Source organism: Aliiroseovarius sp. ABM4_368 (assembly GCF_056161205.1).
In genome coordinates this window covers 282,632-301,847 of sequence record NZ_JBSWYR010000002.1, presented here as the reverse complement: position 1 = coordinate 301,847, position 19,216 = coordinate 282,632, and the positions used below count along the sequence as shown (strand labels likewise).

Sequence of the window (19,216 nt, the reverse complement as noted above, 5' to 3'; positions counted from 1 at the left end):
CGGTGCTCCTTGTTGAATTTTTGTCCAGCCGGAGCCGGGGCCAATCGGTCACATTATTTCTTTTCAAACGGTTTGAAGGCCTGCTTTTGCGAGACTTCAAGCTCGGCCAGCGCCTCTTTCCGTTGGTCGTCATCAAGATGGACCCAAGGCGTTTCGTTTTCGATAAAGCCGCCCTGTTTTAGGCGTTCATACATGACGGTAAAGTCGACCTCGCCAAATGAAACGCGGCTGGGGCGGTTATCGGATTCCGGGATCCAGTTGCGCATGAGCGCGCTGACTGTCGTCGTCTCGATCCCTTGGAAGGCTTTCATCTGGCGGGCAAAGATCTGATCCAGATTTCCGGCGCGACGGGCGATACAGGCCACCTTTTGATCGGCATCCCCAACAAGCGCAGCCAGATGCAGCGGCGAACAGTCGGTCGACACGATATAGCGCGCGGCGCGGTAGGCCTCGATCTGCTCTTGGAAGTTGTGCTTTTGCGGATGGAAGGGGACGTACCCTTCGGCCTTGAGCTTCTCTTCCAGCACCTTCTCGCCCAGAATGCTGCCACGCTGCGGCGGCAGTTGAGTGCGCGAGATATAGATCTTCTCGGCCCCTTTGGGGGCTGGGGCGTGATCGCCAATGCGGCCAACAAACTCGCGAAACTCGGGTGCGCCTTCGATCATCTCGAACATGCCAAAGCCTTGCTGCGGGACGTACAGCTTTTCGACGCGGGTTGGGTCTTCCAGATTGAACAAAGGCACGTCGATGCCCAGCATTTCAGACAGCGGTTTAAAGACGTTCAGCACGTGCTGTGGGCGATTCTGGAACTTGGGTACCCAGACCACGCCATCGATCTTGTCGCGCAGCTGATCCACGGCCCAGAAACGGCAGATGCTTTCCACAAGAAAATGCCCGAAATGACCGAACAGGGGCCCTGCGAACATATAGTTGCCCTTCAGCTCGGTAATCTCGTCAGCTGCGGGCATGGGCGGTTCCAGATTGATCTGGTTGGTGTTGCGCCACGTGATGCTGTTGGCCACGAAATTGCCGTCGGCATCCAAGACGCCCGACTTCTGGACAGACCGGTTCGCATCGCCTTTGGGCGGCGGGATCACAAGGGCGTTGTCCAGAACGTCAATTTTGTCGGCAATGCTGTCAGCCAGCGAAGGGGCGCTAAAAGTCATGAGGTTTTCTTATCCGTTTTGCCTGTATGGTGCCGCTGCTTAACCTTGTTCGCAAGGGCAATGTGGTTGTGTTCAGATAGCCAGTCCGCAAGTCGCAATGCAAGCTGGTCGCGACCTTGCTCGGCCAGCCGGTCGGCCAAACCGTTCAAGAACCAAGGCAGATCGCGGCGTGTGCGATAAAGCGCGTAATAACGTGCGGGCGTAAGCTTCCCCGCGACAGCCTCGCGCACGATTGTTTTCAGAACCTTGGCGCGACGCAGAAACAGCGCGGATTTGTGCGAGGAGTGCCAGCTTTTCAGAAAGGTGATATTCTCCCCATCATAGCGCACAGCGTGTTTGGCGTCGGGTTCGAAATAGGGGTCATAGAACACAAAGACCTGATCCGCTTTGCTGCAATGGCGCGGTGCATCGGCGTAGCGGCCTGACCAGTCCTGTTTGCGGCCTGAATTAAAGCGTTCCTCCCACGGGACCAGCCCCTCATGCAGGGTGGATTGCGGAGAAAATGCCAATACTGTGCAGCCGGGCACCAGATCCGCAAAGGCGGTGGCGGCGTACGCGCCCATCGACGTGCCGGTTAAAATTACCTTTCGATAGCCCTTGAAGAACCCGTCTGTGGCCATTTTTTTCAGAGCGTCAAACAGGGCGTCGTCGCGATACCAGTAGCGTTCGAAGGCAAGCACACCCAGATGAGACCATCCTTCATCGCGATAGAAGGGATAACCCCACGTCTCGCGCGAGAGCGCTGGATCATTGACGCTGGACAGGTTGTCGAAGGACACGATCAGAACGTCCGATCGCCGATCCGTAAACTGTAGCGCGCATTTGGGCAGCGACTGATAAAATCCCCTACGGTGATCGCTGCGCCGGAAATCGGCCAGCCAACGAGGGGCGGTTTCGATCTGTGGGGCAGGAGTGTTGTCCTCGGCTGCGAATTCCTCGGCCTGATCGGTGGTGGGTGACAGAAGCGCAAGGATGGCTGCGTCTTTGGGGTCTTCTGGATTCAGGCCGGCGCGCATCTGGGCAATCGCCTGTGTGTAGGCGGCGACGCAATCCTGATGGGCACCACGAACGCCGGGAAGTTCCATCAATGCCTCGATTTGCGCCGACAGTCGAGTGGCGAAGGGCAGCATCACCGGACGGCGTTGGCCGTTGCAGTTAAAGCGGTCATAGGCACTGGTGTCAAAGCCTTGTGTATCGCTGCCGGGCAAGGTCGGGCTTAGCGACTGCGCCACGAAACTCTCGGTGCTGCGGATCATATAGTGATGCACCTCGCACAAGTCGCGACCATCTTGACCGGCAGGCGCGCGCCATCCTTTCTGCTGAAGGCTGGTGTCGAACCGATCGCCTGCGCCGTTTCGCCAAACAAATTCAGGATCAGTTTGTAGATCCTCACGCAAAATGGGGCGGTGGGGGCGGAGCCCACTGGCCATATTTGGGCGGAATAGGGTCTTTATACCGGGGTGTGGGTTCTGTTCCAGCGCGTCGTCCGAGGCCGCACAGGTGAATTGCACTGTCACCGGAGCGTCCACAAATTCCCTTTGCCCGCCATCGCCAAAAAACCGCCAGCACGGGCTAATGGCGTGTGCATCTGGGGTCGCGGTGAAAAGCGCATCAAGGCTGCCATCCCCGGTGTGGATCATCAAAAACTCGTCCACATCCAGCACCATCGCCCAATCAGCATTCTGCACGTCCGGCAGGTTCACGGCCTTGTTTAGGGCGCGGGTGGCGTGATCCAAGGCGGCCCCCGGATCCGCATTGTCGACACGCTTGATCACTCCCGCCTGATCCAAAGCGTCCAACAACGGGGTTGAGCCATCTTGCGACGGTTCGTCAAACACTACGATCTGGTCAAAGCCGATCATCCGGTGCCATGCGATCCATTCGACCAGATAGGGCCCTTCGTTGCGGGCGGCTGTGACAAGGGTGCGTTGGGGCATACTAGGCAAGAAGCCCCTTCAGATAGGTGCCATACTCATTCTTTTCGAACGTTTCGGCGCGTTCTGACAGTTGGTCTGCGGTGATCCAGCCAGACAGGAAGGCGATTTCGTCCAAACAGCCGGTTTGCAAGCCCTGACGACGTTCCAGCGTGCGCACGAAATTGCCTGCGTCCAGAAGGCTGGCATGGGTGCCCGTATCCAGCCAGGCATAGCCACGACCCATCTTTTGAACGTCAAGTTTGCCCGCGTTCAGGTACATTTCCAGCAAGGTCGTGATCTCAAGCTCGCCCCGGTCCGAGGGGCGTACTTCGCGCGCAAGACGTGGCGCATCGCCGTCCAGGAAATACAGGCCCGTCACCGCATAGCGCGAGGGGGGAACGGCGGGTTTCTCGATGATCTGTTGGGCCATGCCGTTGTCATCAAAGCTGACCACGCCATATCGTTCGGGATCGGCCACGTGATAGCCAAACACCGTGCCGCCATCGGTGCGCTGATCTGCTTCTGCCAGAAGGTCAGGCAAACCGTGCCCAAAAAAGATGTTGTCGCCTAGGACCATCGCGGACGGAGCGCCGTTCAGAAAATCCTCGGCCAGAAGATAGGCCTGCGCCAGCCCATCGGGCGAGGGTTGGGTGATATAGGTCAGCGAAATACCCCATTGGCTACCATCGCCAAGGGTTCGTTTGAACTGTTCCTGATCCTGCGGCGTGGTGATCATCGCAATCTCGCGGATGCCCGCCAGCATCAGCACGGACAGCGGGTAATAGATCATCGGCTTGTCATAGATCGGCAGAAGCTGTTTCGAGACCCCGATGGTGATCGGATAGAGCCGCGTGCCGGAGCCGCCCGCCAGAATGATACCTTTGCGCCCAGTGGTCGAGCCTGTGGTCGAAGATGTCATGTGCGTGCTCCTAGGTCGGTCAGGATCGCGGAAAGCTCGGCGCGCCAGTCAGGGCGGTCGATGCCGAAGGCTTGCTGCGTTGTGGTGCAGTCGAGGCGCGAATTCAGGGGGCGTGTCGCCGGGGTTGGGAAAGCTGTGGTCGGAATGTCTTCGACCGCGCAGTCGGTGCCGGATTGCGCAAAGATCTCGCGCGCGAAATCGGCCCAGCTGGTGTCTGGCGCGCCCGAGAAATGATAGATTCCCGCAAGGTTAGGGTCACTTTGTAATTGGTCCGCAATGGACAGGCAGGCATCTGCGATGGCGCCTGCCGGAGTTGGGCCGCCGATCTGATCCGCCACGATGGTCAGCTTGTTCCGTTCAGCTCCAAGGCGCAGCATGGTTTTGACGAAGTTGTTGCCATGCGCAGACACGACCCACGAGGTGCGCAGGATGGCGAAGGCTCCGCCCGCGTCGCGCACGCTGTTTTCGCCCGCCAGCTTGGTCCGGCCATAGGCGTTGGGCGAGGCAACCGGGTCGGTGGGCGTCCAAGGCGTCACGCCGTCGCCCGCAAAGACGTAGTCGGTCGAGATATGGACGAACGGAATACCAATTTCCGCGCAGGCCTGCGCCATTGCTCCGGGGGCAGTGCCATTAACGGCAAGGGCGGTGGCTTCGTCTTCTTCGGCGCGGTCCACGGCAGTATAGGCGGCGGCGTTTATTACCGCGCTGGGTGCGTGTTGACGGATTGCAGCGGCGCAGGCATCCGCATCCGTCAAATCCACCTGATCCCGTCCCAGAAAGACAGCGTCCGATGCGCGCACCTGCAATTCCAGCGCCACTTGCCCGGATTTACCAAAGACCAAAAGCGTCATGCGCCCACCCCCACGCGGGTGCCAACGCCGTCGGTTTCCAACAGCGGCTCCCACCATGATTGATTGTCCAGATACCACTGGACCGTTTTGCGCAGACCTTCCTCGACCGTGACAGACGGACGCCAGCCCAGCGTCTCGCCAATAAAAGTCGGATCAATCGCATAGCGCGCGTCATGGCCGGGGCGGTCTTCGACATAACGGATTAGATCGGCATAGGGCGCAGGGCCGGGGCGCATTTCATCCAGAAGGGCGCAGATCGTGGTGACCAGATCAATATTGCGCCGCTCGTTCTCGCCACCCACGTTGTAGCTTTCGCCCGGGGTGCCTTTAGTCACAGCCAAAAGCAGCGCGTCGGCGTGATCTTCCACATAAAGCCAATCGCGCACGTTCAGGCCTTGGCCATAAACGGGGATTTCCTTGCCCTGAAGCGCGTTCAGAATAACCTTCGGGATCAGTTTTTCGGGGAAGTGATAGGGGCCGTAATTGTTCGAGCAATTGGTCAGCACAACTGGCAGCCCATAGGTGTGGAACCACGCGCGCACCAGATGGTCCGAACTGGCCTTGGACGCCGAATAGGGCGAGCGCGGGTCATAGGGTGTCTGTTCGGTGAACATGCCGTCCTCGCCCAGCGAACCATAGACCTCGTCGGTCGAGATATGGTGGAAGCGAAAACCATCGGGCTTGCCTTCGCGCACCCAATGGGCGCGGGCGGCTTCCAGCATGTTATAGGTGCCGGTGATGTTGGTCTCGATAAAGTCGCCCGGGCCGTCGATCGAGCGATCCACATGGCTTTCGGCGGCCAGATGCATCACGGCATCGGGCTTGTGCGTGGCAAAGATCCGGTCCAGAGCGGCGCGGTCGCGGATGTCGGCGTGCTCGAACGCATAGTTCGGATTGTCTGCCACCGAAGCCACGTTTTCCAACCGTCCGGCATAGGTCAGCGCGTCCAGATTGACGACCTGATAGCCGCGCTCAATCGCCAGCCGCACCACGGCCGATCCGATGAAGCCTGCACCGCCTGTGATCAGGATCTTCATGCGGGCACCTCGTAGGTGAAGGGGCTGTCAAACTCGGCCAGCGCCGGGGCGTCCTGATCCTTGGGTGACAACAGCGGTTCGCCGTCAAAGCCCCAATCAATGCCGCAACTGTCCCAGCGCACCGCGCCGTCGCAATCTGGTGCATAGTAATCCGAGCACTTATAGACGATTTCCGTGTCCGGGCTGCGGGTGATGAAGCCGTGCAAAAAGCCCTCGGGCACCAAAAGTTGGCGACCATTCTCGAAGCTCAGCTCGTATCCCACCCATTTGCCATAGGTCGGGCTGCCCTTGCGAATGTCCACGGCCACGTCGAACAAGGATCCGCGTCCGCAGCGCACCAATTTGGCCTGCGCATGGGGCGGCGATTGGAAGTGCAGACCGCGCACCGTGCCCACCTGACGCGACAGGGAATGATTGTCCTGTACGAAATCAATGTCGATCCCGTTATCCGCCATACGCTGGCGATTCCAACTTTCCGAAAAAAAGCCGCGATCATCCCCGAACCGTGCGGGCTCCAACAGCAGCACGCCGGGTAAGGCGGTTTCAGTAATCTTCACAAATGGACTCCCGCACTAGAACTGCCCTGCAAATAGCAAGGCAGCCGTAAATTGTCACGGAACGATATTAGGCCCAAATGTGGCTGTTTGTTGACGGGTTGGCTTGGAGCGCGGCCTATTCTCAACGCCTAGCTGTTTAGCCTAGGCCAGCCACTTGGCATAGTCGCTGACCAGCAGATGCGTGGGGATGACGTCTTCTTCGATCTCGGCAAAGCGGCCGATGGGCTCGCGGAAGATGTTGTCGGTTTCGTCGTCGTTAACAGTCGAAACCTCGCCGATGAGAACGTCACCGCCATCGCCCCAGAAGGCGTGCCAGTCGCCCGGCATCAACGTGACGCTTTCGCCTGGGGCAAACCTCAGTTTCTCGCCGGGCGCAAAGTCGCGCCTGATTCCGTCGCAATAGACCGTACCGCCCTTATCCTCGGCAAAATTGCCGTCAGCATCCGAGCCGAATAGCTCGACCACTAAAGTCGCACCACCCCGGTTGATGATGTCTTCGGCCTTGATGACATGGGTGTGCATCGGGCTAAGCTGATCTTGCCGTGAGATCAGAAGCTTCTCGGCATAGCACATGCCGGTGCCGCGTTGCAGATCGTCCAGTCGTCCATTGCGCAGGGTGAACAGAAACAGGCCCATTTCGTCAAAGCGCCCATCGCCATAGTCGGTAATATCCCAGCCGCAGCGCGCGTCAATCAGGTGGCGGGCATCGTCTTTTCGGGCGCGAAACTCGTCCGGCGTCCAATAGGCGAAGGGTGGCAAAGTAAAGCCATACTGCCGGATCATGTCATCGGCTTGGGCCATGATGGTGTTGATGCGGGATCGTTTCACGGGCAGTTCCCTTGTCGTGTTTGCGCTAACCATAGTGTTTGCACACAAAAACGCCAGACCTGCAGGGCCGCTTTTCAGAGATGTTAGGTAGGTCTGGAGCGGGCGGCGGGAATCGAACCCGCGTCATTAGCTTGGAAGGCTAAGGTCTTACCACTACACAACGCCCGCGCAGTGTGCAGTTGACATATGGGATCAGTTTCTAAGCGTCAAGGGCCGAGCGGACAGGGAAACGAAAAAGGGCGACCCGATGGGCCGCCCTTTCCAACTGCGTCGGTGACTGGAGTAGATCACGACGTCGCAGCAATGGCTTCGTGTTTCTCGTCGCGCTTGAAGAACACGTAGTAAAACACCGGTGCGGCAACCAGCGTCAGGACCGACGCGAAGGCCAGACCGCCCATGATGGTGACGGACATCGACACGAAGAACGCGTCGCCCAGCAGTGGTGCCATGCCTAGGATTGTGGTTACAGCAGCTAGGATCACCGGGCGCACCCTGGACGCTGAGGCCTCGATGATTGCGGGGCGCAGGGCATTGCCTTCGGCGCGGACTAGGTCGATTTCCTCGACCAGCACGATACCGTTCTTGATCAGCATTCCCGACAAGCTGAGCAGACCCAGAAGAGCGGTGAAGCTGAAGGGGAATCCTGTGCCAAGCAGTCCGATAACGACGCCGTTCACCGACATCGGCACCAAAAGCCAGATGACGATCGGCTGGCGGATCGCGTTGAACAATAGGATCGAGATCATGACCATGATTAACAAGCTGACCGGAAGCTGCGACCCAAGGCTGGCCTGTGCGTCGCTCGAGTTTTCGAACTCGCCACCCCATTCCAGCTTGTAACCTGCGGGAAGCGGCATGGCTTCGATCGCGGCGCGAATCTCGGAGTGGGCCTGTGCGGCGGTTACGTCCGGCACCACATCCGCCCCGACCGAGATCGTGGGAACGCGGTTTCGGCGTTGCACAAGCGTGTTTTCGGTGTGCACTTCGAACCCGTCCGTCACCTGTTCAATCGGCATGTGGCCGCCTGCAACCGGGGAATAGACCAGCTGATCGTAGATATTGAACGGCTCGTCCTGCGGTTTGCGCATCACAATCGGGATCTGACGTTCCCGTTCACGATAGACGCCCACGTTTTGTCCGTCAGTCGCAAATTGCAGGGTGCCTGCGATGTCTTCGCGGGTCACGCCAGCGGTTTGGGCGCGTTCGGTGGCATAGATCGGTTTGATCACCAGTTCTTGCTCGCGCCAATCGGTGCGCAGGTTCAAAAGACTGTCCGAGTTCTCGCGCATGATCTGCATGGCGTCTTCAGCCAGTTCCCGCAGCACTTTCGGATCGCTGCCCGAGAAGCGCGCCTGAATGGGATCTCCGCCGCCGGGGCCAAAGACCAAACGTTGCACACGGAATTCAGCCTGCGGGAAGGTCTCGTTGCCAAAGCTTTCAAGACGGGCGTGCAGGTCAGGAATGTCGTCCAAGGCCTCGGTGCGAATGATCAGGTGGCCATAGCTTTGATTGTCCTTGCCGCCATCATAGGTCAACATGAAACGCGACGCGCCGCTCCCTGCATAGGACGCAACCGAAACCACTTTTTCCTGCTCAAGCAGCCAGTCTTCGATCTGGGCCAGATCGTCCGACACCTGATGGATCGAGCTGCCCTGAGGCAGTTTGTAATAGACGAAGAACAGGGGCGTGTTCGAGTTCGGGAAGAACTGCTGTTTCACCTGCGCAAAGCCCATGAAGCACACCACCGTGATGGCCGCCAGCCCGGCGATCACCAGCCAGCGTGCAGACAGTGCCACATCAAGCGTGCGCTTATACATACGGAAGAACGGTCCGTTATAGGCGTCTTCTGCGTTCTGGTTATCATGTTTGAACAGATAGTGACCCAAAAGAGGGGTCACGGTCAGCGCCAGCACCCAAGACAGAAGCAGCGAAATGCCAATCACCGCAAAGAGCGAGAACAGGAATTCCCCAGTGGCATCCGGCGACAGCCCGATCCCAGCGAAGGCCATGATGCCGATTACTGTTGCGCCCAGAAGCGGGATTTGCGTTTTCTTCGCGGCATCGTCTGCGGCCTGGCGTGAGTTGCGCTCACGCAGCATCGAGATCTGCATCCCTTCCGCCACAACGATGGCGTTGTCCACCAGCATCCCCATCGCGATGATCAGGGCGCCCAGCGAAATCCGCTCCATCTCGATGGAAAAGAGCCACATGAACAGGATCGTGCCGACAACGGTCAACAGAAGCGTCGAGCCAATAACGATGGCCGCGCGCCAGCCCATGAAGGCCCCCAGCACGACGATCACGATCCCAACCGACATGGCGAGGTTTACAAGGAAGTCGTTCGAGCTTTGCTCGACCACCAAGTGCTGCTGATAGATCGGATGCAGCTCGATCCCATGAGGGATGCCTTCGCTAAGCTGTGCCAAGCGTGCGTCGACGCGGTGGCCGACCTCGACGATGTCTTCGCTTTCAAGACCGGCAATGGCGATGGTGAACGCCTCTTGGCCGTTGAAGCGAATGAACTGATCGGGGTTTGCCTCACGTTCGCGCGTTACCTCGGCAATGTCTGCGATATTCACCAAGATGCCGTTCACACCCACGTTCAGCGACGCGATGTCAGAAATTGTTTCCGACCCTTCGGGCGCGCGGAACATGGTGCGGCCTGCTGTGTTGTCCAGCCCGCCCGCCGACGAAACCGAGTTCGAGGTCGACACAGCCGCAGCAATTGCATCAGGTGGGATGCCCTGATTGATGGCCAGTGTCATGTTGGGCTCGATATAAATCACTTCGTTCGGCAGGCCAGCCAAATCCACGTCTGCCACGCCATCAACGGCCAGCAGTTCGCGACGCATGAAGGTTGCCAGATCGTGCCGTTCAGCATCCGTGAAGCCGGGACTGGTGACGGCATAATACAGGCCAAACACATCCCCGAAACTGTCATTCACGAAAGGCGGCAGAGTTCCAGAAGGCAGGCTGCGCGAGGTGTCACGCACCCGTGCACGAAGGCGCGTCCAGATGTCGGGAAGAGCTTCGGCCGGATAGGTCGACTTGATCTCGATATCAATGCGGCTTTCGCCCGGACGGTTGGTTGAGGTGATCTTGTCGATCTCCTCCATCTTCTGAAGGGCGCTTTCAAGCGGTTCAGAGACTTCTGTCGCGACTTGTTCGGCGCTGGCGCCGGGATATTGCGTGACCACGACAGCTTGCTTGATGGTAAAGGCCGGGTCTTCAAGGCGACCCAGATTGAAGAAGCCGTATGTCCCACCAAACAGCATGGTTAGGATGATCAGCCACGTATAAAGCGGCTTCTCGATCGAGGCGCGTGCGATGTTCATCATGGTGGGCCTCAGTTCGCAAAGCCGGTGAAGGGACGCACGGTTTCGCCGTCCTGCACAGTGGATGCGCCGGCGGCGACGATGACGTCACCATTCGACAAGCCCGAGGTGATGACGAAACTGCCATCGGGGGCGGCGGCCACCTGAACCGGGACGGCGGCGATGGTGCCTTGGCCCTCTGCGCTTTCCTCGTACTTCATGGCAATAGTGTTGCCCTGCGGGTCAACTGCGATGGCTGTGGCGGGCAGCTTGATTTCCGACGCATCGGCCGTGGCGCGAATGCGAACATCAACCGACGAGCCGGGCAACAAGTTCAGATCGTCGACCGGTTCCATCCCCAAGGTCAGGCGATAGGTCTGGCCAGCCGCCGAAGCTTCGGCGTTGAATTCGCGTATACCAAGCGGATAGGTTTCTTCGTGGCCGGCGAAATGCGCCTCGATCTGGATGTTTTTTTCATCACCTGCGGATTGGAACAGGATTTCCGGCACGTCGATTTCGATGCGAATCTCGCTCATGTCGTGTAGGCGGGCGATGGGCGTGCCGACGCCAACAGTGTTGAAGTTGTCAACATTGCGCGACGCCACAAGTGCATCGAAAGGAGCGTGCAGCGTGGCGTTGCTCAGGTTCTTTTCAGCCTGACGGACCGCGATGTCCGCAAGGCTGGCTTGGGTTTCAGCATCGTCAATCGCTACTTGGCTGACGGTGTTGCCACGCAGCTTGGTCAGACGTTCCAGCGTGCGGTCGGCCTGATCTTTTTGAACGACGGACTGCTCCAGCGCCAGCGAGAACGGCTCTTGGTCCAGTCGGGCAATCAGGCTGCCTTCAGGCAGACGTTCGCCTTCAATGATCGGGAACTCGACAATCTGTCCGCCGACCTGAAATGCAAGATCAATGGTCTGGCGGGCAACGACTTTGCCGTAGAACGTCCGCGAGAACGTCTGTTGGGTGTCGGAAATGGTCATCAGCTTGACCGGCTTCACCGGTGCGGGTTTGGTGGCCTCGTCTTGCGCAAAGGCGGTGCCAAAGGACAATGCGGTTGCCAATGCTGCGGCAACAAAGGGACGGGTAGGACGTGTCATATGGATCACTCAACCGTTGTTTAATTCTTGAATTTTCAGGTGTATTTTCAGCGAGATCTGGGCGAAGGCCTCGACCTCATTGTCGGACAGGCCCAAGGTTTCGTGCAAAAGCTCATGGGCCATGCCGACGATTTCCTTGCGCTGTTGTTGCCCTTTCTCGGTCAAGCACAACAGCCACGCGCGGCGGTCTTCGGGGTCGCGCATGCGTTCAATCAGGCCGCGTTCTTCCATTTGGTCGGCCACCATAGTCATGGTCGACGGAAGCGCGTCAAAGTCGCGGGCCAGCGCGCCGATCCGCTTGGGTCGGTCCAATTTGATCAGCACTTTGCGTTCCAGGCTGGGGCCGTCACAATCGTCCGGCTGGCGCAGGTTTGTGTCGATATAGGTGTACAACGAAAACACACCCATCAGGGCGCGCAGCTCGGGTTCCACCCCTTCCATGTCGATTTTCAATTGTGCAGTCATAGCGCAGATTCCGTGCAGTGAGTTTGCCCACATATAGTTCAGAAAATGAAATGTCCAGAAACTAAATTAATGCCGAGAAATAAAAAGCGGACGTAACGTCAAGTGGGTAACTCAGAAGAAAAGGGTACCAATTCGGTCCAGAGTGCGGTTCAGTTCAACTGAAACGATAGCATTCTGATGTCAGTTCTACAGGGCCGGCAGCAGGATAGGTGAGGATTGGTAAGAAAATTTTACCAGCCCTGCAAATTCCCGTTGAAATCTTGATCCAGCTGCGTAGTAATTAGCGTGGCAGCGCAGGTGGGCCATTGCTTCTCTTGCGCGCCCCAGAAGAATATATTGAGAACTCGGAGGAGGAAATTCCAATATGGAACGCCGTAAGTTTCTAAAGGGTGCAGCGTTGGGCGCTGGTGCAACCGCTCTTGCAACGCCCGCACTTGCCCAAAGTGGCAAAACCCTGACCATCGTATCGACCTGGCCGCGGGACTTCCCGGGTCTGGGTATTTCGGCGCAGCGTCTGGCCGCCCGCATCGGCCAGCTGTCCGACGGTGCGTTGAATGTTGAATACTTTGCATCCGGCGAACGTGTTGGTGCATTTGACGTGTTTGACGAAGTTGCCTCGGGCAATGCTCAGGCTTACATCGGCGCTGAATACTACTTCACCGGCAAGCACCCGGCATTTGCTTATTTCACTTCGGTGCCGTTTGGTATGACCAACCCCGAATGGAACGCTTGGATTAAGTTCGGCGGCGGTCAAGAGCTGTGGGACGAAGTTTCCGGCGAATTCGGCCTGAAAGCATTCACCGCAGGTGCGACCGGTACCCAAGCTGGTGGTTGGTTCAACAAAGAAATCGAAAGCGCAGACGACCTGAAGGGTCTGAAGATGCGTATTCCTGGCCTGGGTGGTCAAGTGATGTCGAAACTGGGCGCTTCGACCGTGTCGGTTCCGGGGTCGCAGATCTATGAAAACCTTGTTTCGGGTGCGATTGATGCAACCGAATGGGTTGGCCCGTTCAACGATTACTTCATGAAGTTCTACGAGGCTGCCAAGTTCTATTATACCGCTGGTATGCATGAGCCCGGTGGCGGTCTGTCGTTCAGCATGAACAAATCCTGGTACGAAGGTCTGAGCGACTGGGAAAAGGCCGTTATCGAAGCTGCATGTATGGAAGAAAACGCTGCGGCCTATGAAGAAAACATCGCGAAGAACGGCGAATACCTGGCCAAGCTTGTTGAGGAGCAAGGTGTAGAGGTTCGCAACTTCAATGATGACGTTTGGGATGCCTTTGGTGGCGCCGCAGAAGAAGTGTTCGCAGAGGTCCGTGACCATTCCGAACTGGCAGCGCGTGTCGACGATTCCTTCCAGTCCAAGCTCCGCGAAATGGGAGCTATGAACGCGAACTTCGAAATTGGTTATGTAAACCAACGTAACCGCGTTCTGGGTCTGAGCGAGTAATTCGCTTACTTTTTAAACAATCAGAGCGGGGCCGAAATGGTCCCGCTCTTTTGTAAGGCGTATGGCAACCACTGACCTGACACCTTACTCCAACCGACCTCGGGGGAGCTGATGGCAACCGATTTTTCCGACATTTCACGCGAAGGCAGCCCCGCGCTGGCCGCACGTTTATTCGCATGGGGCATGCTTGGCTTCTTGTTCGCGTTTCTTGTTAACAACATATTGGTCGTGGGCTTTGGGATGCCCGGTGCCAAACCGATTTTCCAAGGGACCGCATCCGGCGCAAGCTGGGCCAATATGGCGGCATATCTGGTCAGTTTCGGAGTGGCCGCGTTTTATGTCCTCAGCACCAGGTCTACGGCACTGCGTTGGGACGCAAAGAAGATCCACAATTTCAATGTGTACCTGATCCGTGCCATGTTCTGGTCTGTCCTTCTGGTCGGAATAGCAGACAGCGCAATTGCTTTCCTGCGGGCCGAAGGCATTCTGGCAAACATCTTCAGCGAAGACACCGCAAAGCTGTTCAATAAGTCGCGCTGGGTCGGGCCGTATATCCACGTGCCGTTGATCGTCGCGGGCTTCTTGGTCGCTCTGTTTACCCGCACTCTGGGCTTTACTTGGCTTGCCCTGATGATCGTTGCAGCCGAGCTTTTGATCGTGATCTCGCGCTTTGTATTCAGTTATGAACAAGCGCTGATGGGCGACCTTGTGCGTTACTGGTATGCAGCCCTGTTCCTGTTCGCCTCAGCCTATACCCTGTTCGAGGAAGGCCACGTGCGCGTTGACGTTCTGTATGCAGGTTTTGGGCGTACAACCCGCGGGTTTGTAAACGCCTTTGGCTCGATCGCATTGGGCATGAGCACCGTCTGGGTGATCCTTGCGGTTGGTTTCAACGGCAAGACCTCGATCATCAACAGCCCCATCGTGAATTTCGAGATCTCACAATCTGGTGGCGTTGGCATGTTCATCAAGTATCAGATGGCTGCCTTCCTTGGCGTGTTTGCCATCACCATGCTGATCCAATTCGTAAGCTATTTCCTTGAGGCCGTCGCCGACAGACGTGACGAGCCCGGACACCGAGAAGTCGCCCCAGCGGCCCACTAAGGACACGACAGATGGAATTCTACTTCCTAGCCCTTCTTATCCTGATTATGGCCGCCGCCCTTGGGTCCGGCTATCCCGTGGCCTTTGCGCTTCCCGGCGCGGCCATCATCACAATCGGCCTTGCGGCTGGTGCCGGTTACATTTTTGCAGGCTCGACCGATGCCTATTTCCACTCGGGTGGGCCAAATCAATGGCTGTCCGCGGGGGTGACGAACCTTAGGGGCGTCTATTGGGAGGTCGAGAGGGATACCTTGATCGCCATCCCATTGTTCATCTTCATGGGCATCATGCTGCAACGCTCCAAAATCGCCGAAGACCTGCTGGTCACTATGGCGCAGTTGTTCGGCCCGGTGCCGGGTGGTCTGGGCATCTCGGTTGTTTTTGTGGGTGCATTGCTGGCAGCCACCACCGGGATCGTTGGTGCAACCGTTGTGGCAATGGGCCTGATCTCGCTGCCTTCGATGCTGCGCAACAACTATTCGCCATCGCTGGCGACCGGTACGATTGCAGCCTCGGGCACGTTGGGGCAGATCATTCCGCCCTCGATCGTGCTGATCATTCTGGCTGACCAGCTGGCATCAGCGACCGACCAAGCGTCGACTGCACGTAAAACGCTGCACAAGGATGCCACGGGCGAGCTGTCGATGCCGTCGGTTTTCGACGTGGGTTCCACATCGGCAGGCGAGATGTTCTTGGGTGCGTTTATTCCGGGTCTGCTGCTGGTGGGTTTGTACATGCTGTACATCCTTGTCTATGCGATCCTGAAGCCGAAGCAGGCGCCGGCCGTGCCCTACGAAGGCAAGTATGACGGCGCGTTCCTGAAGAACGTTCTGATCACTCTGGTGCCGCCGCTGGCGCTGATCTTCCTTGTTCTGGGGTCGATCATCGCGGGTGTTGCCACTGTGAACCAAGCGGGTGCCATTGGTGCTGCGGGTGCGATGATCATGGCGGGCTATCGCCTGCCGAAAGCCAGCAAGACGCTATACTATCCGGCGCTTTTGGCGATTGCCGCGCTTGCTGTGATTGGGTTTGCTTTGGCCAATTTCGACATGAACGTGAAAGCGGTCGAGGATGCTTCCGATCAGTTCGGAATTATTCTGGGCGCGGTTGGTACGATCATGTTGCTGACCGCCCTGATCTGGTCGTGCTGGCGTGTCCTGAACATCGAGAACACTTTGGCGGGCGTCATGTTAGAGACTGCCAAGACAACCTCGTTGGTGTTTATCATCCTTTTGGGTGCCGCCATGCTGACCGCCGCCTTCCGCGCGTTCGGGGGCGAGGATCTGGTGAAAGAATTCCTTCTTGGGCTGCCGGGCGGCTTCTGGACGCAGTTCTTCATCGTTATGTTGGTGATCTTCGTTCTGGGTTTCTTCCTGGATTTCATCGAGATTGCCGTGGTCGTTGTGCCCATCGTGGCACCGATCCTGTTGGCTGATCCCGAAGCAAACATCACGGCCGTCTGGTTGGGTGTGATGATTGGTCTGAACATTCAGACCAGTTTCTTGACGCCGCCCTTTGGCTTCGCGCTGTTCTATCTGCGTGGCGTTGCGCCTGCGATTGTTAAGACGGTGCAGATGTATAAGGGCGTGATTGCCTTTATCTCATTGCAGATTGCAGCGTTGGTGATCGTGGGTCTGTACCCGCCGCTGGTGAACTATCTGCCCAACCGCGTCAGCTTCCTGTCGGAAAGCAGCCCGCCGCCGCGCAACCCGAAACTGCAACTGTGTGTCGAGGATTACGTGGGTCAAAGGCTTGCCGAAAGCTCGGCCACGCGGGATGCGATTGCGGCTGCGCGTGGGTTGGACCTGTCGGTGCTGCCGAAGGATCTGGCGGATGATCTAACCGATGGGCTTGATTCGGCAGATGATGCCTTGGGCGAGTTGAACGCTGCCTTTGCGGCTGCTGACAACGTGCAGGCAGCCTCGGGCGAGTATCGTCCGCAGCTTCGACTGGTTCGTGGTATCGAGAAACAGATCCGCAATATCCAGCACGAAGTGGACGAGCTTGAAAAGCAAGCCAGCCGGATGCGTGACGAAAGTCAGGCCGCCGCGAAGGCCAAGCTGGACACCAAGGTTGCTGCCTTGAAGGCCGAGATCGAGCATCTTGAAGCAGGTATCCCCGAAAGCTGGGAAGGTGTGAACAAAGAGTTCCTGACGCTGACCAAGGCTGAAAACACTGCGCGATCCAAGTATCGTCGCGCAGCCGATGGTGCGTGGGAGGCTCCGGTTTCGGTTCTGGCGGTGCTGGATGCCAATGAGGCATTTACAGCATTGGAGCAGGAGCTTCGCGACATGAAGGCGACGATCATGTCGACGCCAGAGGATGAAGCGCAAGAACTGGTCAACGAATTGTCGAAGGCGTTTGGCAAGGTCGAGGGCGCAGATGACGTGAAGAAGGCGCTAAGTACGGCCCGCAAGGCGTTGCGCTCGAAGACACCTGATCGCGAGAAGGCGCTGACGTCGTATGACGATGCGGTTGCGGCCTATGAGGCCCAGCTGGCATGGCGCACCGAAGCCGATGCAAAGCTGCGTGATGGGCTGAACGCCTATCTGGATGGTATCAGCGATACCCTGGGCATCCGCCAGCAGCCGCGCTTCAGCCGTGATCAAGCACTGGAAATGGCGTCTTGTACGGCCTATCACCGCGATATCTCGCTTAACTTCTGATTCAGCAGTCAAAGAGATCTCATAAAACACTGAAAGGGCTGGATTTTATCCGGCCCTTTCTGATTCTAGATCCGTGCTTCTCGCGCCTGTCACTCCGCTTGAACTTGTCTTTTTGCGTCATCCAATGTCGCAAACTTGTAATCGAGAGTCGGTAACCACCCTTGCGATACGCCGGGTTCTGGGCAACTCTGCTGGCCGAACCAATAAAATACAGCGCGCTAAGGCTGCGCTGAAATTCCAGGGAGAACTCCATGTCAAAAGAACTCGAATATCTGTCTAAATGCGTGGCAGAGCGCAAGATGTCGCGTCGTGACTTCATGGGTCGGGCAAGTGCGCTGGGCGTTTCGTCTGCTGCTGCAAGCACCATGCTGTCCACCGCTGCCATGGCTGCTACGCCTAACAAGGGCGGCACCATCAAGCTGGGTATGAATGGCGGCGCAGGCACGGATTCACTTGATCCGGGTCTGGTTGCATCGCAGGCGCCCCGGGCTGCATTGGGCATCTGGGGTGACACCCTTGTGAACGTATCGCCGGCTGGTGAAATCGACATGCGCATTGCTGAAAGTATCGACAGCTCGGCCGATGCGAAAACTTGGCACTTCAACATTCGTCAGGGCGTCGAATTCCACAATGGTAAAACCCTGACCGCCGAAGACGCGATGAAAACGATTGAGCGTCACTCGAACGAAGAATCCAAGTCGGGCGCTTTGGGAATTGTGAAAGGCATCGAAAGCATGTCGGTTAGCGGCAATACGCTGACGCTGAACCTCGAAACGCCGAATGCTGACCTTCCCTATCTGATGGCTGACTATCACCTGGTGATTCAGCCGAATGGCGGCATGGATGATCCCACCGCAGGCATCGGTAGTGGCCCGTACCAAATCGAAAGCAACGAGCCTGGCGTACGTCACACATTTACCAAGTTTGCCAACCACTGGGACGATAGCGTCGGACATGCGGATTCGGCCGAGATTCTGATTATCAACGACGCCACTGCGCGTATGTCGGCATTGCAGTCGGGTCAGGTGCACATGGTGAACTCGGTTGATCCGAAGATTGCAGGTCTTTTGGCGCGCGCTCCTAACCTGACTGTCCAAAACGTTTCAGGGCGTGGCCACTATGTGTTCATCATGCACACTGATACGCCTCCTTTTGATAACAAAGAACTGCGTTTGGCCCTTAAATACGCCATCAACCGCGAGGAAATGGTAGACAAGATCCTGCGCGGATACGGTAGTGTCGGCAACGATATTCCGATCAACGCCGCCTATCCTTTGTTCGATGACGGACTTGAGCAGCGCTCGTATGACCCGGAAAAAGCCGCTGAGCATTATAAGAACTCGGGTCATGATGGGTCTCCCATCATCTTGCGTGTCGCTGAGGCTGCGTTCCCGGGTGCTGTGGATGCAGCGCAACTGTTCCAGCAATCAGCTGCCGCTGCCGGCATTCCGCTGGAAATCAAGCGCGAACCGAATGATGGTTATTGGTCGGAAGTGTGGAACAAACAGCCCTTCTGTGCCTCATACTGGACCGGCCGTCCGGTGCAGGATCAGATGTATTCGACCGCCTATCTGTCGACCGCAGACTGGAATGACACTCGGTTCAACAACGCCGAATTCGACAGCTTGCTAAACTCGGCCAAAGCCGAATTGGATCCGGCCAAGCGTAAAGAGACCTACGCCAAGATGGCCAGCATCCTGCATGACGATGGCGGCGTGATCGTTCCGATGTTCAACGACTTCATCGACGGTGTCAGCAACGATATCGGTGGCTACATTCCAGATCCGAATGCCGAACTGATGTCCGGTCTGGCAGCTTCGCGTTGCTGGTTGAAATAAGG

The 19,216-nt window shown here is 57.5% G+C and carries 14 protein-coding genes and 1 tRNA gene; 4 read left to right on the top strand and 11 right to left on the bottom strand.

Going from position 1 to position 19,216, the window contains the following annotated elements; translation table 11 throughout:
• Nucleotides 1-53: 53 nt before the first annotated feature.
• From ACXAH3_RS07425 to ACXAH3_RS07375, 11 genes are all read right to left on the bottom strand, one after another.
• Nucleotides 54-1,166 carry a glycosyltransferase 61 family protein gene (locus ACXAH3_RS07425; protein WP_474861444.1) on the bottom strand — a complete coding sequence of 371 codons (1,113 nt, stop codon included), beginning with the start codon at nt 1,164-1,166 and terminating at the stop codon, nt 54-56.
• Nucleotides 1,163-3,103, bottom strand: a complete 1,941-nt coding sequence (locus tag ACXAH3_RS07420) for a glycosyltransferase family 2 protein (protein ID WP_474861443.1) — start codon at nt 3,101-3,103, stop codon at nt 1,163-1,165. Before ACXAH3_RS07420 ends, ACXAH3_RS07425 begins: the two co-directional genes overlap by 4 nt.
• A gap of 1 nt (nt 3,104) precedes the next feature.
• On the bottom strand, nt 3,105-4,001 hold the full coding sequence (gene rfbA, locus ACXAH3_RS07415) for a glucose-1-phosphate thymidylyltransferase RfbA (protein ID WP_474861442.1): 897 nt from the start codon (nt 3,999-4,001) through the stop codon (nt 3,105-3,107).
• Nucleotides 3,998-4,852, bottom strand: coding sequence for a dTDP-4-dehydrorhamnose reductase (rfbD, locus tag ACXAH3_RS07410; RefSeq protein ID WP_474861441.1), 855 nt, complete (start codon nt 4,850-4,852; stop codon nt 3,998-4,000). The genes rfbA and rfbD overlap by 4 nt, the downstream gene beginning before the upstream one ends.
• Nucleotides 4,849-5,889, bottom strand: a complete 1,041-nt coding sequence (gene rfbB / locus ACXAH3_RS07405; protein WP_474861440.1) for a dTDP-glucose 4,6-dehydratase — start codon at nt 5,887-5,889, stop codon at nt 4,849-4,851. Before rfbB ends, rfbD begins: the two co-directional genes overlap by 4 nt.
• Nucleotides 5,886-6,446 carry a dTDP-4-dehydrorhamnose 3,5-epimerase gene (gene rfbC, locus ACXAH3_RS07400; RefSeq protein ID WP_474861439.1) on the bottom strand — a complete coding sequence of 187 codons (561 nt, stop codon included), beginning with the start codon at nt 6,444-6,446 and terminating at the stop codon, nt 5,886-5,888. The genes rfbB and rfbC overlap by 4 nt, the downstream gene beginning before the upstream one ends.
• Nucleotides 6,447-6,587: 141 nt before the next feature.
• Nucleotides 6,588-7,274 (bottom strand): D-lyxose/D-mannose family sugar isomerase, encoded by a 687-nt coding sequence (locus ACXAH3_RS07395; protein ID WP_474861438.1) that lies wholly within the window; start codon nt 7,272-7,274, stop codon nt 6,588-6,590.
• A gap of 94 nt (nt 7,275-7,368) precedes the next feature.
• Nucleotides 7,369-7,442, bottom strand: a tRNA-Gly gene (locus tag ACXAH3_RS07390).
• Nucleotides 7,443-7,561: 119 nt separating this feature from the next.
• On the bottom strand, nt 7,562-10,609 hold the full coding sequence (locus ACXAH3_RS07385) for an efflux RND transporter permease subunit (RefSeq protein ID WP_474861437.1): 3,048 nt from the start codon (nt 10,607-10,609) through the stop codon (nt 7,562-7,564).
• Between the two features lie 11 nt (nt 10,610-10,620).
• Nucleotides 10,621-11,688, bottom strand: a complete 1,068-nt coding sequence (locus ACXAH3_RS07380; RefSeq protein WP_474861436.1) for an efflux RND transporter periplasmic adaptor subunit — start codon at nt 11,686-11,688, stop codon at nt 10,621-10,623.
• A gap of 9 nt (nt 11,689-11,697) precedes the next feature.
• Nucleotides 11,698-12,153: a MarR family winged helix-turn-helix transcriptional regulator gene (locus ACXAH3_RS07375; RefSeq protein WP_474861435.1), complete on the bottom strand. Its 456-nt coding sequence runs from the start codon at nt 12,151-12,153 to the stop codon at nt 11,698-11,700.
• A 364-nt stretch (nt 12,154-12,517) separates the two neighbouring features.
• Between ACXAH3_RS07375 and ACXAH3_RS07370 the strand changes: the two genes are divergently transcribed.
• The 4 genes from ACXAH3_RS07370 (at nt 12,518) to ACXAH3_RS07355 (ending at nt 19,214) form a co-directional block, all read left to right on the top strand.
• The gene (locus ACXAH3_RS07370) at nt 12,518-13,606 is read left to right on the top strand and encodes a TRAP transporter substrate-binding protein (RefSeq protein WP_474861434.1); all 1,089 of its coding nucleotides are present in this window, start codon (nt 12,518-12,520) and stop codon (nt 13,604-13,606) included.
• A gap of 111 nt (nt 13,607-13,717) precedes the next feature.
• A complete protein-coding gene (locus ACXAH3_RS07365) occupies nt 13,718-14,710 on the top strand; it encodes a TRAP transporter small permease subunit (protein WP_474861433.1) in 993 nt (330 codons plus the stop codon).
• Between the two features lie 11 nt (nt 14,711-14,721).
• The gene (locus tag ACXAH3_RS07360; protein ID WP_474861432.1) at nt 14,722-17,376 is read left to right on the top strand and encodes a TRAP transporter large permease; all 2,655 of its coding nucleotides are present in this window, start codon (nt 14,722-14,724) and stop codon (nt 17,374-17,376) included.
• A 251-nt stretch (nt 17,377-17,627) separates the two neighbouring features.
• The gene (locus tag ACXAH3_RS07355; RefSeq protein ID WP_474861431.1) at nt 17,628-19,214 is read left to right on the top strand and encodes an ABC transporter substrate-binding protein; all 1,587 of its coding nucleotides are present in this window, start codon (nt 17,628-17,630) and stop codon (nt 19,212-19,214) included.
• Nucleotides 19,215-19,216 lie beyond the last annotated feature (2 nt).